General features: G+C 63.3%; 15 protein-coding genes. 4 read left to right on the top strand and 11 right to left on the bottom strand.

Features of this window, described 5'->3' with window-relative positions; translation table 11 throughout:
* Positions 1-29 precede the first annotated feature (29 nt).
* The 5 genes from ASD63_RS30965 to ASD63_RS30945 form a co-directional block, all read right to left on the bottom strand.
* The gene (locus ASD63_RS30965) at positions 30-827 is read right to left on the bottom strand and encodes an SDR family oxidoreductase (protein WP_060530348.1); all 798 of its coding nucleotides are present in this window, start codon (positions 825-827) and stop codon (positions 30-32) included.
* Between the two features lie 328 nt (positions 828-1,155).
* Positions 1,156-2,481 carry an acetamidase/formamidase family protein gene (locus tag ASD63_RS30960; RefSeq protein ID WP_060530347.1) on the bottom strand — a complete coding sequence of 442 codons (1,326 nt, stop codon included), beginning with the start codon at positions 2,479-2,481 and terminating at the stop codon, positions 1,156-1,158.
* Between the two features lie 63 nt (positions 2,482-2,544).
* Positions 2,545-2,739, bottom strand: coding sequence for a hypothetical protein (locus ASD63_RS30955; RefSeq protein ID WP_060530346.1), 195 nt, complete (start codon positions 2,737-2,739; stop codon positions 2,545-2,547).
* Positions 2,740-2,920: 181 nt separating this feature from the next.
* On the bottom strand, positions 2,921-3,661 hold the full coding sequence (msrA, locus tag ASD63_RS30950; RefSeq protein WP_082573031.1) for a peptide-methionine (S)-S-oxide reductase MsrA: 741 nt from the start codon (positions 3,659-3,661) through the stop codon (positions 2,921-2,923).
* A gap of 9 nt (positions 3,662-3,670) precedes the next feature.
* Positions 3,671-5,440, bottom strand: a complete 1,770-nt coding sequence (locus ASD63_RS30945; RefSeq protein WP_060530345.1) for a cytochrome c biogenesis protein DipZ — start codon at positions 5,438-5,440, stop codon at positions 3,671-3,673.
* Between the two features lie 225 nt (positions 5,441-5,665).
* On the opposite strand from ASD63_RS30945, the gene ASD63_RS30940 reads away from it, so the two are divergent.
* From ASD63_RS30940 to tsaA, 4 genes are read left to right on the top strand one after another with little or no spacing between them, the layout of a single operon-like run.
* Positions 5,666-6,703 (top strand): iron ABC transporter substrate-binding protein, encoded by a 1,038-nt coding sequence (locus tag ASD63_RS30940; RefSeq protein WP_060530344.1) that lies wholly within the window; start codon positions 5,666-5,668, stop codon positions 6,701-6,703.
* Between the two features lie 23 nt (positions 6,704-6,726).
* Positions 6,727-7,734 (top strand): iron ABC transporter permease, encoded by a 1,008-nt coding sequence (locus tag ASD63_RS30935; protein WP_060530343.1) that lies wholly within the window; start codon positions 6,727-6,729, stop codon positions 7,732-7,734.
* Complete coding sequence (locus ASD63_RS30930) at positions 7,731-8,555, top strand: ABC transporter ATP-binding protein (RefSeq protein ID WP_060530342.1); 825 nt, start codon at positions 7,731-7,733, stop codon at positions 8,553-8,555. Before ASD63_RS30935 ends, ASD63_RS30930 begins: the two co-directional genes overlap by 4 nt.
* Complete coding sequence (gene tsaA / locus ASD63_RS30925) at positions 8,530-9,051, top strand: tRNA (N6-threonylcarbamoyladenosine(37)-N6)-methyltransferase TrmO (RefSeq protein ID WP_060530341.1); 522 nt, start codon at positions 8,530-8,532, stop codon at positions 9,049-9,051. The genes ASD63_RS30930 and tsaA overlap by 26 nt, the downstream gene beginning before the upstream one ends.
* A gap of 58 nt (positions 9,052-9,109) precedes the next feature.
* Here tsaA and ASD63_RS30920 read toward each other — a convergent pair whose 3' ends face one another.
* From ASD63_RS30920 to ligD, 6 genes are all read right to left on the bottom strand, one after another.
* On the bottom strand, positions 9,110-9,316 hold the full coding sequence (locus tag ASD63_RS30920) for a molybdopterin-binding protein (protein WP_034799649.1): 207 nt from the start codon (positions 9,314-9,316) through the stop codon (positions 9,110-9,112).
* Positions 9,317-9,479: 163 nt separating this feature from the next.
* Positions 9,480-10,253, bottom strand: a complete 774-nt coding sequence (xth, locus tag ASD63_RS30915; RefSeq protein ID WP_034799648.1) for an exodeoxyribonuclease III — start codon at positions 10,251-10,253, stop codon at positions 9,480-9,482.
* 13 nt (positions 10,254-10,266) lie between these two features.
* Positions 10,267-10,908 (bottom strand): alpha/beta family hydrolase, encoded by a 642-nt coding sequence (locus ASD63_RS30910; RefSeq protein WP_060530340.1) that lies wholly within the window; start codon positions 10,906-10,908, stop codon positions 10,267-10,269.
* A gap of 1 nt (position 10,909) precedes the next feature.
* Positions 10,910-11,992, bottom strand: coding sequence for a tetratricopeptide repeat protein (locus tag ASD63_RS30905; protein ID WP_060530339.1), 1,083 nt, complete (start codon positions 11,990-11,992; stop codon positions 10,910-10,912).
* Complete coding sequence (locus ASD63_RS30900) at positions 11,992-12,876, bottom strand: Ku protein (protein ID WP_034799645.1); 885 nt, start codon at positions 12,874-12,876, stop codon at positions 11,992-11,994. The genes ASD63_RS30905 and ASD63_RS30900 overlap by 1 nt, the downstream gene beginning before the upstream one ends.
* Positions 12,877-12,902: 26 nt before the next feature.
* Positions 12,903-15,380, bottom strand: coding sequence for a DNA ligase D (ligD, locus tag ASD63_RS30895; RefSeq protein WP_060530338.1), 2,478 nt, complete (start codon positions 15,378-15,380; stop codon positions 12,903-12,905).
* Positions 15,381-15,495: the final 115 nt, after the last annotated feature.

Raw genomic sequence — 15,495 nt, 5'->3', positions numbered from 1 at the left:
TTGGGAGGTTGCCGGAAGGTGAGCGGGCGCTAGCTCCCGATACGGTAGCGAGCGGCCGGCGTTTTCCTGGAAAGGTTCGGCATCAGCTTCTGCCGTGCGGCCTCATAGGCTGCCCAGTCAGCGGCATCCGGCAGCGCTGGGATAGTGATCACTTCGCCCTGGTCGAGGCCGGCAAGTGCCGCGTCCACCATGTCCTCGGCGCGCATGACGATCTCGCTCGGCACGTGTTCGATGGGGGTGCCGGCAATGCCCCAGAAATCGGTGGCGGTCGCACCCGGCAACACGGCCTGGATGCGGATATTCTTCTCGGCAAGTTCCTTTTGCAACGACAGGGTGAAGGCCAGGACGAAGGCCTTGGTGCCGCCATAGACGCCGTTCAGAACTTCCGGCGCCACGCCGACGATTGAGGCGATGTTGATGATCGTGCCAGTGCTGCGCGCCGCAAATCCTGGTGCCACCGCATAGGTCAGCCGCATCAGCGCGCTGACGTTGAGCGTGATCATCTCGTCCATCTTGTCGACATCGGAGGCGAGCAGCGGCGCCGTCGCGCCGACCCCGGCATTGTTGATCAGCATCGTGATGCTCGCATCGCTTTCGAGGATCTTCTCGACCCGCCTGACATCATCCCTGTTGCCGAGGTCCGCGGCGACGACTTCGATGGCGCGGCCGGTTTCGTCCGCCAGCCGGCGGGCTAGATCGTCGAGGCGTACGCGGTTACGCGCGACGAGAATGAGGTCATATCCGCGATGTGCCAGGCGGTCAGCATAGATCGCGCCGATACCGGACGAAGCACCGGTGATCAGTGCAGTGCCTTTTGATTTGCTCATTTCAAGCTCCTTTGCTTGGGTTGGAGCCTCAATGGTACGGCCGAAAGATCGCGTCTCAAATGTCGTAATTCCGTCTTTTCAGGACATAACCCGCCTGGGCGGACGCGAACCAAATTTCGCCGTGACCATGCGTGTGCTGTGTATCCGCGATGTGTTCGGAAGCGGCGTCTGTGTATCGCAATGTTTGAACGGCCGCGGACGGCGGCAAACCGATACGAAATGCCTTGGGGTTTCTGCCACTGCGCCTTAGCGTCAGAAAGCGAAACGGGGCCGACATGACGTCGGCCCCGCTATCGTCTGCAAGCAACTCCTTGAAAATACAGGAGGCTCAGAGATTGTAGAGACTGCGCGCGAACGCGCCGATGCCCTTTGCGTCGAGCAGGTTGAGCGGGGCACGAAACGTTACCCGCGCCACGCCCGGATGGCGGCCGATCTCGATTGCACCTGCGATCGTTGCCCGGTTCATCACTTCGGGAACGCTGAGACCGAGCAGGTCCGCCGCCCGCTCCAGCCCGTTCGTGGTCGCATCGTTGAGGTTCGCGCCCGTGCCGATGAAGGTGACCGGGGCGTCAGCTTCGACCTCTCGGACACCGTGCTTGCGGGCAAGTGCCGCCACCCGCGTTCGTTCCGCCTCGTCAAGCGGACGTGCAAGGAACGGTACATCTTCCAGCACCGGCAGAAGGATCGGCCCGTCGATATTGAGCCCCTTGATGACATGGACCTCCAGCGTCACCGTGCCGGCGACGTCGCAGGTATGGCCGGCAATTTCGCCGTCGCCCTGCAGGGCATGCATGTCCCCCATATAGATGCCACCACCCGGTACCTTGACCGGGCAGATCAGGATCGCGCCTTCCCGCACGGTATTCACGTCCATGTGGCCGTCAGTCTTATGCTGGACGAGTTCGTCCGCGGTCAGGGAATAAGCATGTGGTGCGTCGGTCAGAAACTGGCCGAAATCGCCGGCATTGTGCGAGTCCGGCATCGCCTTCGACGGCGTCGTGCCCAATTGGCCGAGGAATGGCCGAAGCCTTGTGGCAACACCGATGAGGTCCGCTGGCGCGAAGGTCAGGATCGGATGCTGGATCGAGCCGTCCGGCAGGGCCAGCAGCCGTTCCGCATCCGTGGCAAAGGTCTCGGCAGTCGCTTTGCCGACGGTCAGCCCCACCTGGCGCTCATCGTCGAAGGCGATCGTGTAGCCGTTGGTGAAGATGAAGGGCGTCGCGTCCGCGCCGCACTTCTCGCAGCGGATCGCAGTCTGGCCGATGCCCTCCACGCGCGTGCGCGGCCATTCCGTGCCGCAGCCCGGGCAAACGGCCGCGCAGAAGGGATCACCGTTGAAGCGACCAGCCACCACCTCGTCGTTGCCCGAGGCCGTCGCCGCGGACGTGACGATCAGCGATCGGATCCGAATGGCAACGGCGTCGCCGATTTCAGCGCCCGCGACCGCCACAGGGCGCGTCACCTCATGTCCGCCGCGGATCTCCGGCGTGATCATCGGCCCCCAACATCCCGGCGCCGTGTTCGCGATGATGACACCGCCATCGGCGACAGGCCCCAGCATCGGCTCGGCGGGGTCGAGTATCCCGTTGGTCAACTCGTTGACAAATACTGTCCGAGCCCCGGTCGTCTGGCGCTCTCTCGTTTTCTCCAGCATGTCACTTTCCTCCAGGTTGATTGGCATCAAAGGTTCGGGCCGCCCGTCTCGGCGGTACTATCGTCAGTCGAAGAACGGATCGGCAAACTCCTCGTGCGGCGCCTCTTGCAGCAATCCTGCTCCCTTCTCAGCAACCGTTGCAGATCCGGAACCGGAGACGAGTGCGGCAAGAAGCGAGGGTTCTCTCGGGTCGCTATCCCAGGCGCATGGTGCCGCCGCGAGCGCGGCGATGGCGAAAACTGTCGCGAAGATACGCATGATGGCTCCTTCCGTTATTGATGTCAGCAGCGGCGTTTCGTCGCCGAAGGCTCGAAACGTGCTCGCGGCCAGAGTGTCTCTTGGGCGTATCGCGGATGTGTGCAGCAGGCCGCGAAACTGTATCCTTTGTAAAAGGCGGATCTGGCTCGGTCCTCTGGGACGCCTCACGGCGCCTCATCAGCTAAGAAGCGCTGTCCGCCACAAGCACCGGCTTCTGCCGATAGAGGCCCGGAAACAGACGATGCAGCGCGCCGATCTTCGGTTTCTCGTAGATGACCACATAGGGCTGGCCGGGATTGTTGTAGACGTAATCCTGGTGATACGCCTCGGCCGGGTAAAAGGTCTTCCCGTCCTCGATGGTCGTCGCAATCGAGCGGCTGAAAACGCCGCTCGCATCCAGTTGCGCGATATAGTCGGTGGCAACCTTCGCCTGCTTTTCATCGCGCGGAAAAATCGCCGATCGATATTGCGGTCCGCTATCGGGTCCCTGCCCACCAAGCTGCGTCGGATCATGAGCGACGGAGAAGTAGATCTCGAGCAGCTTGCCGTAGCTCACCTGCTTCGGGTCGAACGTGATCTCCACCGCTTCGGCATGCCCTGTGGCGCCGGTCTCCGTCTCTTCGTAGGTCGCCGTCGCGGCGATGCCGCCCGCGTATCCTGACGTGACGCTCGCGACGCCAGCCACGTGCTGGAACACCGCCTGCACGCCCCAGAAGCAACCGCCGGCAAAGACCGCCGTCTGGCGGCCGGCCGTCGGCGCGATATCGTGGAGCGCCTTCGGCACAGGCCTGGTCTCCTGTGCCGCCGACGGCGGCCCGTTGAAAACGAAGGTCAATCCGCCACCGACCATGGTCGCGGCGACGAGAAGGCGTCGCGTGAAGGCGGACCAGGTGCGCCTGCGCCGTTTTTCATTGTCGCTCATGGCAAACTCTCATCCAAAGGTGAAAACGAAGGCTTCTGCGCCGGGTGCGAGAAAGCGGATCTCGAAGGTCCGCTCCCGGGCTGATCCGGACTGGCGGACGAGTTGATAAAGGCGGGTCGCCGTAACGGTACCTTTGCCGGCCGCATCGATATCCGCGCCATGGTCCGCGCCCGGCGCCACCCCATCGATGGTTATCTGAAACGGAACCGGCCTGCCGCCGGCGCCAGTGCCGAGCACCAGGTGCAGGTCCCGCGCGCGGAACCGGTAGGTGATGCCGCCGCCGGCCTCGTTGAGGCGCGCCTCTTCGGCGCCGACCGTCCAGTTGCCGGTCAGCCCCCATTCATTGAGCCCCGGTTTGCCGACCGTGTACCGCGCGGACGTATTGGCCGAGACGCCCTCGGGCGAGACGAAGTTTGCGGCTCGCGCATAACCGACATAGGTCTCGCCGGATCCGAGGCGTGCCAGGTCCGGCGAGGCCTCGGCACCCTTTGCCTCCGGCTTGACCAGATCGCCTTCGGCATTCTTCTTGCCGGCGGCTTCCGCCAGCAGGTCCTGGATCACCCGCTCGGATCCTTCATAGTCGCCCTCGCCGAAATGGGTGTAGCGGATCTGCCCCTCGGCATCGATGAAGTAGTGGGCCGGCCAGTAGCTGTTGGAGAAGGCGCGCCAGATGGCGAAGTTGTTGTCGATCGCCACCGGATAGGTGATCTTGAAGTCGCGCACCGCCTTCTCGACGTTGCCGATCTGCTTTTCGAAGGCGAATTCGGGGGCGTGCACGCCAATGACGACCAAACCTTGGTCGCGGTACTTCTCCGCCCAGGCCCGAACGTAAGGGATGGTGCGGATGCAGTTGATGCAGGAATAGGTCCAGAAGTCGACGAGAACGACCTTGCCGCGAAGCTCGGCCGGCGTCAGCGGCTTCGAATTCAGCCACTGAACCGCGCCGTCGAGCGACGGAAATTGCCCTTCCACCGGAAGATCGCTGCGATAGGCCGCCTGTCGCGTATCCTTTGCGGCAAGGGTCATGCGGGTGCTTGCGACGTCCACGGGCGAAGCACCGCTGCGCAGGCGATCGAGGATCGACTGTTCGACGCCCGACGTGCTGGCATAGGAAAGCTGCGCCAAAAGACCGGTGTCGAGGCCCAGCGCGATCGCGCCAACACCGGCGAGCACCGCAACGCCGAGACCCTGGCGGATGCGGTCGCCAAGGCCGAGGAAGCGCTTCATCGCCGCGAATACTCTGGCACCGGCCAGGACGGCGAGCGCCAGCGAGGTCGCAGCACCGGCCGCATAGGCCACAAGCAGCAGCGTGGTCTGCGCATTCGCGCCGTTCAGCGCCGCCCCGGTCAGCACCAGACCGAGCACCGGTCCGGCGCAGGGCGCCCAGAGCAATCCGGTCGCAACGCCAAGGAGGATCGAGCCGCCGATGCTGCCCTTCTCCCCGGTCGCAGCCTTTCTCGACAATCGGTTGCCGAGTTCCACGAGCGGACCGGTCACAAAGGCGGCAGCCCGCGTCGAGAGCAGCGTCACGCCGAAGACTGCGAGCATCGCGATCGCTGCGTAGCGGCCATAGGCGTTCGCCTGCACCGCCCAGTTGCCGCCTAGGGCTGCAAGCGAGGCGATACCCGCAAAGGTCACGATCTTGGCGAGCAGCATCGGAAGAATGCTGGTGGAAAAGGGTTGGCCGGCGCGGGCAAACACGAATGGCAGCACCGGCAGGATGCACGGGCTGACGATCGTCAGCACGCCGGCAAGATAGGCTACAACAAAGAGGATCATCACCGTCTCTCCGCATGGGATCAATGCCCGAGGCACAGATCGCTTGTCACGTGCGGCAGAGGACCATCGCGACGTATCGCGGATGTTTCCGACAGGAGCGGAATTGTATCTCAGTGCATCAGGGTGGCTCCCGATCGTCGCAAATCGCGCAATCAATATATTCCATGAAATATAACGACATGCCATAGTGCGGCCTGACCGATCCCTCTCGCTATCGTGGCCTTCATGTTGAAATCTCTTGCGATAATCTTCTCAGCCGTGCTCGGCCTTGCCTCAGGCGCAGCCGAGGCGCGTACGATCACCGATGCCGCCGGGCGGACGGTTGAGGTTCCCGATACCATCACCCGCGTGCTTGCTGCCGGCCCGCCGGCCTCGGTGCTCACCTATGTTCTGGCACCGGACAAGCTCGCCGGCTGGGTGCGCGAGCCGACGGAGGAGCAAAAAGCATATCTGCTACCGTCGGTCCGCGACCTGCCGACCTATGGCCAACTCACGGGCAAGGGCGGTAGCGCCAATGTCGAGGCGGTGCTTGCCGCCAAGCCGGACATTATTCTCGACGTTGGAACCGTCAACGACACCTACCGCTCGCTGGCCGATAAGGTGCAGGCGCAGACCGGCATTCCCTACGTGCTGATCGATGGACGCTTCGCCGATAGCGGCAAGACGCTGCGCGACGTCGGCGCGCTGCTTGGCGTGGCCGAACGCGCCGAAACGCTCGCAACCTATGCCGACCAGCGGATCAAGGATCTGAACGACAGTCTCGCCATGATACCGGCCGATCAAAGGCCGCGCGTCTATTATGGCCGCGGCCCGGAAGGGCTAGAAACGGGGCTTTCCGGCTCGATCAATGTCGAGATCCTGGAAGCCGTCGGCGCCGAAAACGTCGCGGCGGCAGCCGGCAAGGGCAGCCTGACCCAGGTGTCGCTCGAACAGATTCTCTCCTGGAACCCGGACGTCGTCATCGCAGCAAGCGGAAAGTTCGCAGCCTCGGCAAAGAAGGACCCGCTCTGGGCCGACGTGAAGGCAATCACGACCGGTCGAGTCTTAACCGCGCCGTCCCTGCCTTACGGCTGGTTCGACTCGCCGCCTGCGATCAACCGAGTGATCGGCGTCGTCTGGCTGCAGAACCTGTTTTATCCCGACCGCTTCAAGGGGGACCTGAAGGCTGAGACCCGCGATTTCTACAAGCTGTTCTACCAGGTCGACCTGACGGACGAACAAGTGGCCACGCTCCTGAAGGGGGCGGTGCCGGCTTCGAAATGAATCGGAGGCAGGAAACATCGGACATGCTAGCCGAAGGGCGCAAAGGCAATCTCTGGCTCCTCGTCGGCCCCCTCCTCCTGCTCGCCCTGGTGTCGATGTCGGTCGGCAAATATGCCGGCCCGTCGGAGATCGCCGGGGCGCTGCACGCGGCCCTATCGGGACAGCCGAGCGACCCCGTTCTTTCAACCGTGCTCTGGAACGTGCGGCTGCCTCGGGTGGGGGGTGCGATCCTGATCGGCGCAGCACTTGCCGCAGCCGGCGCCACCTATCAGGGGCTTTTCCGCAATCCCCTCGTCTCGCCGGATATCCTTGGCGTTTCCGGCGGTGCCAGTCTCGGCGCCGTCATCGGCATCTTTCTGTCGCTGCCGGTCCTGGCAATCCAGGCGATCAGCTTCGCAGGCGGGCTGCTCGCCGTCGCCGCAGTCTATGCCGTCGGCATGGCAATCCGCGGACGCGATCCGGCCCTGACGCTCGTTCTGGCAGGGATCGCCATCGGCGCTCTCGTCGGTGCCGGCATATCGCTGATCAAGATCCTCGCCGATCCCTATGACCAGTTGCCGGCGATCACCTATTGGCTGCTCGGCAGCCTCACTGCGATCACGCGTCTCGACGTCGTTTCGATCCTGCCGTCGCTTTTGATCGGGCTGGTGCCGCTGGTGCTTTTTCGCTGGCGCATGAACCTGATGACGCTCGGCGACGAGGAAGCCCAGACCTTGGGCGTCGACACGCGTCTTACCCGCGCATTGCTGATCGCGGCGGCAACGCTGATCACGGCGGCGGCCGTCTCCGTCAGCGGCGTCATCGGCTGGATCGGCCTCGTGATCCCGCACATCGCGCGCATGCTGGTCGGCCCGGACTTCCGCCGCCTGCTGCCGGCCTCGATGATATCTGGTGCTGCCTATCTGCTTGTTGTCGACATGCTGGCGCGCAGCATTGCGCTCATCGAAGTGCCGCTCGGCATCCTGACCGCTGCCGTTGGCGCGCCCTTCTTCCTGTGGCTGCTCGCCTCCGGCCGGAGGGCCTGGCTATGACGCTGGACATCAAGAATCTCGCCTTCGGCTATGGCGGACGCACGGTAGGCGAGAATGCCTCCCTGTCGCTTGAGTCCGGCGAGGTTCTGGCCCTGCTTGGCCCCAACGGCGCCGGCAAGACGACGCTGTTCAAGACCGTCCTCGGTCTCCTGCCGGTCAAGGCCGGCGATATTATCCTGGACGGTCGACCGCTTTCCGCCTGGTCGCGGCGCGAACGCGCCAGGCAGATCGCCTATGTTCCGCAGGCGCATGCGGCACTTTTCCCGTTTACAGTGCTGGAGGTGGTGTTGATGGGGCGAGCCCCTCACCTCGCGCCGTTCTCATCGCCTGGCGCTCGCGACCGTCGGATTGCCATGGAAGCGCTTGGCGGCCTCGGCATGGCCCACCTTGCCATGCGCCCCTATACCGAGACCAGCGGTGGCGAACGCCAGATGGCGTTGATCGCCCGCGCACTGACGCAGGAACCCGCCATCCTCGTCATGGACGAGCCGACCGCCAATCTCGACTATGGCAACCAGATGCGGGTGCTTTCGCATCTCCGAGCGCTGGCGGCACGCGGGCTTTCAGTCGTGCTTTCGACGCACAATCCGGATCACGCCTTCCTGGTCGCGGACCGCGTCGCCCTTCTCCACGCCTCGAAACTCATCGGGCTCGGCTTACCCAAGGACGTGTTGACGCCCGCCGCTCTCAAACAACTCTACGACATCGATGTGGTGATCGGCTCGATCGACGGCAGCGACGCCCGTCTCTGTGCGCCGCGCCTCACGACCCCCTCTATAAGGAAAGGAACTGACCATGGTCCGCCAGAACGAAATCCGTGAGAACGAGGTGGCCGTGGTACCGCCCGCGGCAACCGACGCCGGTCTCGTCTTTATCGGCCGCATTTCCACGCCCTGGACCTCGCGCATGGAAACCCCTCGCCAGGGTCGGCATGACGGCCCGGTCTGCCGTATCGAAATCTTCGAACCCTGGGTCCTGGCGCTGAAAGGCGTGGAGGCGTTCGAGCGGCTGGAAATCCTCTACTGGCTCGACCGTTCGCGGCGCGATCTGGTGTTGCAAAGCCCAGCCAGCAACGGCGAAGTGCACGGAACATTTTCACTGCGCTCGCCGGTTCGGCCGAACCCGATCGGCACCTCGATCTTCAAGCTCGAAGCCGTGGAAGGCTCGAGCCTTCTCGTGCGCGGCCTTGATTGCCTCGACGGTACGCCACTCATCGATCTGAAGCCCGACCGGACGCTGTTCAAGCCGATTGCGCCGCCGCAACGCGGCGACTTCGAGACCGGCGACGGCAAAGCGCATTACTGCCAGAAGGCGTGATCCGGTCGCGATTTGGCAGGGCGCGACGGTCGATCCACGCGCCCTTGCCGCAAGCGTATCAGTCGATGCCGACCATGACATCCGAGGCCTTGATGACCGCATAGGCTTCGCCACCGACCTTCAGGCCAAGTTCGTCGACCGACTCGTTGGTGATCGCTGCAGTCACGATCGAGCCGCCGACGTCGATCCGGACATGGGCGGTGGTGGCGCCCTTGATGACTTCGACAATCTTGCCCTTGAGGCGGTTGCGCGCGCTGATTTTCATGCGGTTCTCCTTCGTGTTGACCAGGCTGAATGTCGCGGTCACCGCATTCAGCCGCTAGGCCGGACGGGGTTTACCCCGGATCGCGGCTGCGAATAGCGGCGTTCGAGGCGAAACAGTATCACCGTCGCGCATGGACGTGCAGTCTCCCCGCAGCATTGTCAGGTCAATCGCGGAGCGTGATCCACACCGGCGCATGATCGCTCGCACCCTCCATGCCACGAACCTCCCGGTCGATGCCGGCACCGGTAAGCTTGCGAGAAAGCTTGCGGCTGAGCAGCATATGATCGAGCCGAAGCCCCGCGTTGCGCTGCCAACGGTTCCGGCGATAGTCCCAGAAGGTGAAAAGCTGGTCCTTCGGGTGGATCTTGCGCAGCGCATCGAGCCAGCCCTGGTCGAGAAGTTCGCCGAATGCGGCGCGGCTTTCGGGCTGGACCAGCGCATTGTCGTCGTAGGAGGTTGTCGGGTAGATGTCGCGCGGCTCCGGAACTATGTTGTAGTCGCCGGCAAGCACGACAGGCAGATCTAGGGCGAAGAGTTCGGCGGCATGTTTGGCCAGACGCTCGTGCCAGGCAAGCTTGTAGACGAACTTGGGGCCTGGCTGTGGGTTGCCGTTGGGCGCGTAGAGACAGGCGACCAGGATGCCGCTGACGGCAGCCTCGATATAGCGCGCCTCGGCATCCGACGGGTCGCCGTCGAGCCCGACACGGGTCAGCACCGGCTCGCTGTCTCGGGCGAGGATCGCCACACCATTCCACGCGGATTGTCCCTGCCGCACGGCGCCGTAGCCGGCCGCTTCGATCGCCGAGCGCGGGAACTGCCGATCGGGCGCCTTCAACTCTTGCAGACAGACGATGTCCGGCTCCGCCTCGCCCAGCCAGGCGATCAGGTTGTCGAGCCGCCTGTTGATGCCGTTGATATTGAAGGTGGCGATCTTCATTCCGGCGATCGGATCAGCGTGTCAGCCGGGCAGCCCAGGCTGCCACCGCATCGGCCAAGGTCCTTAAATGATCGGCGGTCGAAAAGCCGGAAATGCTCTTGCGCGGTTTGAGATCATGGTCTCCGTCCTCGAGCCACAGGACTTCGATCGCATCGGAAAGCCCGTAGTTCTGCACTTCCTCGCGCGTGCCGAATTCGTCGCGGGTTCCCTGGCAGATCAGCGTCGGCGTCTTGAGGCCGGCCAGGTGCTTGGTGCGCAGTTGCTCGGGCTTGGCTGGCGGATGGAAGGGATAACCGAGGCAGAGCAGCCCGGTGATCCTGCCGGCCGCATGCAGCGGATCGGCGATCATGCTCGCGACGCGTCCCCCCATCGACTTGCCGCCGATGATAAGTGGGCCTTTGACGTCCAGATCCTCGATGGCGGCGAGATATTCCGGATTGAGCGTGTCGGCGCGAGGCGGCGGCTTGCGCCCCTCAACGGTGCGCCTTGCCGCCATATAGCCGAACTCGAAGCGTGCAACGCGAAAGCCTGCCGTCGCAAGCGCCCCTGCGGTCGCGGTCATCGAAGCCGAATCCATCGGCGCGCCGGCGCCATGGGCAAGAAGGATGGTGACCGCGGCATCGTCGGGTCCGTCGAAGAGAAATTTGTCGCCCATATCAGCCTGTTCTCGGGCGGCTCTGCAGGTCGACATATTGCACGCCGCGCTCCGCCGTTCGCGCCCATTCGCTATCGCTATCGAGTTCGAGATAGCGGGTCCACCAACGCTTCGCCTCCGCGAGATCGCCGGCATCGAATTCGAGTTTCGCCAAGTTGAAGACGGCGTCGGCATAGTCGCCGTCGATCTCGATCGCCTTCCCGAGATGCCTGCGCGCGGCGTCGATCCGCCCCCGTTCGTTCATCAGCCCCGCGAGGTTGAACCAGGCCTCGACGAAGGATGGATCGAGCTTGATGGCGCGGGCGTAATCATGGGCCGCATCTAGCTCCCGTCCGGCTGCCTTCAGGCAATTGGCGCGGTTGAAGGCCGCGACCGAATCCGTCCGGTCCATGGCAAGATAGCGTTGATAGAAGGCCGCAGCCTCCAGGTAGTCGCCATTGGCTTCCGCCTCCTCGGCCAGATCGAAGAGATCTTCCAGGGCGGCATCGTCGGGTGTGTCGAGATCGAAGAGCAATTGCCCATTCAGCTCGCTCAGGCCCTCGGCGCTGCGGGCATAGATCGCATCGGTGCCACCGTGGTGCAGCGAAAGCGCCGTCAACGAGGCGACCGGTCCGGAGCGATGAACGGACCGGGCGATCGCGCTCCAACTCGCGCCGCTGGCAATCAGCTCGGCATATTTCCTGGCGAGGATGAGGTCGCGGAACGAGTAGGGCTCGCTGTCATGCTCGAAAGCGTCGAACAGCGAGAGCAGGTCGAAGATGCGCGGCGAGAGCCTCGCCTGATCGATCAGCGACTGGCGACTAAGCGCGGACGCAGCCGGCACCGACATCAACCCCAATAGGCGAAGAAAGCCGTTCTCGCTGATAAGCCACCGCCCGGACGAATGTTCGGCATCGAAGCGGGCTTCGATCTCCGCCTCGCTCGATTTGGCAAGCAGGCTGCGGCCGAACACCAGATAGGTCGTCTGGCGCGTCACGCCGCGACGCACGTGGCCGTGCTGGCGCTCGACCTCGCGCGCCACAAGCCGGCGCGGGAAGGCCGACAACGCCCCGACGATACCGAATGTCTGGCCTGCAACAGCCATCAGGCTTTCTTCTTCGCGGCCGGCTTTGCCGCCGTCCGCTTGGCTGGCGCTGCCGCCTTGGTGGTTTGCTTGGCTGCCGGCTCGGCCTTGGGCTTGCTCTTTGCAGGCGGCTTCGACTGCGACAGGCTCGCCTTCAGCGCATCCATAAGGTTGATGACATTGCCGCGCTCAGGGGCTGCCGCAATGATCGGCTTATGACCTTTGAGCTTCTCGCGGATCATCTTCATCAGCGCGATCTCATAACGATCCTCATAGTTCTTCGGGTCGAAGACCGTCATCTTCTGCTGGATCAAGGCTTCGGCAAGCTGCAGCATTTCAGGGTCCGGATGACCAACGGGTACATTGCCGAAATATTCAGCGGTTCCGCGCACTTCGCTCGGGTTTCTCAGCGTACAGACGAACATTCCGGTTTCGCGCGCGCCGATGGTCACGACGCGTTCACGGCTCGAAAGCACCAGGCGCGCGATCGCCACCTTGCCGCTCTTTTTCAGCGCTTCGCGCAGGACGACGAAGGTTTCCTCGGCCATCGCGCCGTCGGGCGCGAGATAATAGGGTGCGTCCTGGTAGATCACGTCGACGGAGCCTTCATCGACGAAGGCCTCGATGTTCATCGTGTGATTGGATTCGATCCTGACGCTGTCGAGATCGCTGTCCTCGATGATGATGTACTTCTTGTCCTCGTACTCGTAGCCCTTGACCAGATCCGAGCGCTCGACGAGCCCGAGTTCTGGATCGACCGGCTTCATGTTGATCCGGTTGTGGGTGTCCTTGTGCAGCTGGTTGAAGCTGATGCGCTCGCTCGAACTGGTCGCCGGATAGAGCCTGACGGGGCAACTGACGAGACTGAGTTTGAGATAACCTTTCCAACTTGCCCTGGGCGCCATTGATGTCTCCTACGCGGCCAAACGCATTACGTCCTCGTTTCGGACAGAAGCGGCAGATCCTTGGCAAAGTCGTCGATATCCGCCCAGGGATCGCCGAAAGTATCCAGAAGTCCAGGCAGCGAAGAATAGTTCAAATCCTCCGGAGCGTCGATAGTCTCCAGATCCGCCCACTGAAGCGGGGCCGAAGCCGGCAGATTGGTGCGTGCCCGCAGCGAATAGGGAGCGGCCGCCGTATGGCTGCGCGCATTGCGATGGAAGTCGATGAAGATGCGCTTTTTGCGGTTTTCCTTGCCCATGGTCGTGGTGAAGGTCTGGGGTGCGGTCGCCGCCAGCCGCGTCGCTATCGCGCTCGTTGCCTGGTGTGTCTTCTTCCAGTCCAGCTTCGGTTTGACCGGCACCACGACGTGGATGCCGCTGCCGCCAGACGTCTTGACGAAAGGAACGAGGTCGATTGCTTCTAGCTCGCCGCGAATATGGACCGCTGCCTCGACCACGTCGCGCCATGAGATCCCCTCGCCGGGATCAAGATCGAAGACGACGCGATCGGGCTTCTCCAAGCGCGTGCGCCGCGAACCCCAGCTATGAAGCTCGATCACGCCGAACTGAGCGAGCGCCAGATAACCCTTCGTGCCCTCGATCGAGAGGAAGGACTTGCTCTCGCCCTCGGAATTGGTCGCGTTGAAGCTGACGATGGAGGGCGGCATGCCGGTGAAGGGATGGCGCTGGAAGAAACAATCGGCCCGCTTCCCCGTCGGGCAGCGGAAAAGCGACACCGGGCGACCGAGGATATGCGGCAGCATGAAATCGCCGACGAGCGCATAGTAGACGGCAATGTCGAGTTTGGTCGGTCCGGATCTTCCGAACACCCGGCGGTCGGCATTGGTCACCTGGATCGTCGCCAGGTCGGCGTCCGTGATCAGCCGCTTGCGCGGCGCCGTCGCCGTCGCCGGGGCCGAAAGCTCGACATCGCGAAGCCCCTTGAACACCGCATGCCGCAAGACATTGTCGGTCGTGCGGTTGGAGTAGTGGATGCGGGCGGATAGCACCGGCCGCACCCAGAGGATTTCCTTGGGCGCACCGTCCAGCGCGGTCTCACCCCCGCGCAAGGCTTGCAGCCGGGCGAGTAATTGCTTGGCTGTCGCCGCATCGAAGCCGGTGCCGACCTTGCCGCGGTAGTGCAGCTCGCCGCCCACCCACTCCCCGAGCGCCAGTGCCGCCAGCCCCTCGGCAGCCTCGGAGACGGTGTAGCCTGCGATCACGAAGTCTTCGCTTTTGAGCGCTTTGGTCTTGGTCCAGGTCTGGGTGCGTCCGCTGCGGTAGGGTGCGGAGGCACGCTTTGATACGATCCCTTCCAGCCCCAGCTCGGCGGCCTGATCGTAGAGCCCGCGCCCGTCACCTTCCACATGGTCGCTGAACTGAATGGCGGAACGGCTCGATATCTGCTCTTCAAGCAGCTGCGCCAGCAGACCCTTGCGCTCTTCCAATGGAACTTCGGCGAGATTCCAGCCGTCGAGATGGAGGATGTCGAAGGCATAGAAGACGAGCTTGCCATCGGTCCCGGATGAAAGAGCCTCCTGCAACAGGGAGAAGCGGCTGATGCCCTTGTCGTCGAGAGCGACGATCTCGCCATCGATCATCGCTTCCCGACAAGGCAACTTGCGGAATGCGTCTGGCAGATCGCCGTAGCGTTTCGTCCAGTCGAGCCCGCTGCGCGTGATCAGCCGTACGGAACCATCCGAGAGATCCGCCATCGTGCGGTAGCCATCGAACTTGATTTCGTGCAGCCAGGTCTGTTCTCCCGGTGAGGCCCCGGGCGGTTTCGGGATAGGGCTGGCGAGCTGCGGCTCGATCCGCTGCGGCTTCGGACCTTTCACAGCGCCCGGCAGCGAACCAGGCTTGAGGACGGCCGGTTTCGCCGCTTTAGCCGGTTTCCTTGGCGGCTCGACCAACTCTTCGATGCGCCGCCCGCTTTTCACGCTCTCCGGGCGTGCCGTCAGAATGTCGACATCAGGATCGGCGGCTGGATCATGCTCTTTGAACAGCAGCCAGTTGCGCGTATCGTCGTCTCCCGGTTTCGGCTTCAGCCGCGTCAGCATCCAGCCGCCATTGAGCTTCTCGCCGGCTAGACGGAACTTGAACGCGCCGGTTCTCAGGCTCTTTTCGATATCGTCCATCGGTGCCCAGACGCCGGTGTCCCAGACGATCATCGGTCCACCGCCATATTCGCCTTCCGGGATGACGCCCTCGAAGTCGATGTAGTCGAGCGGATGATCCTCGGTCTCGACAGCCAGCCGTTTGTCAGCGGGGTTGAGCGACGGCCCCCTGGGGACCGCCCAGCTTTTCAGCACGTCGCCGACCTGTAATCTGAGATCATAGTGATCGGCAGTGGCATGGTGCTTGTGCACGACGAAACGATTGCCCTCCGCGCCACTTCTTCCGGCAGGCTCCGGCGTCCGGGAAAAGTCCCGCTTCGCACGATAGGTCGTGAGTTTCGACGTCGCCATGCAGCAAAGCTAGAACGTGTTCGCAAAGGTCGCAATATCCGCCACGGCCAGGACACGCGGCACAGAAATTTCGGAAAACAATTGCTTTCTCAACTCGGCTCACCTAAAAATTCGA

It is taken from the genome of Ensifer sp. Root558, assembly GCF_001427045.1.
GTDB lineage: Bacteria > Pseudomonadota > Alphaproteobacteria > Rhizobiales > Rhizobiaceae > Ensifer > Ensifer adhaerens.
This window is presented reverse-complemented; position numbering and strand designations above follow the sequence as displayed.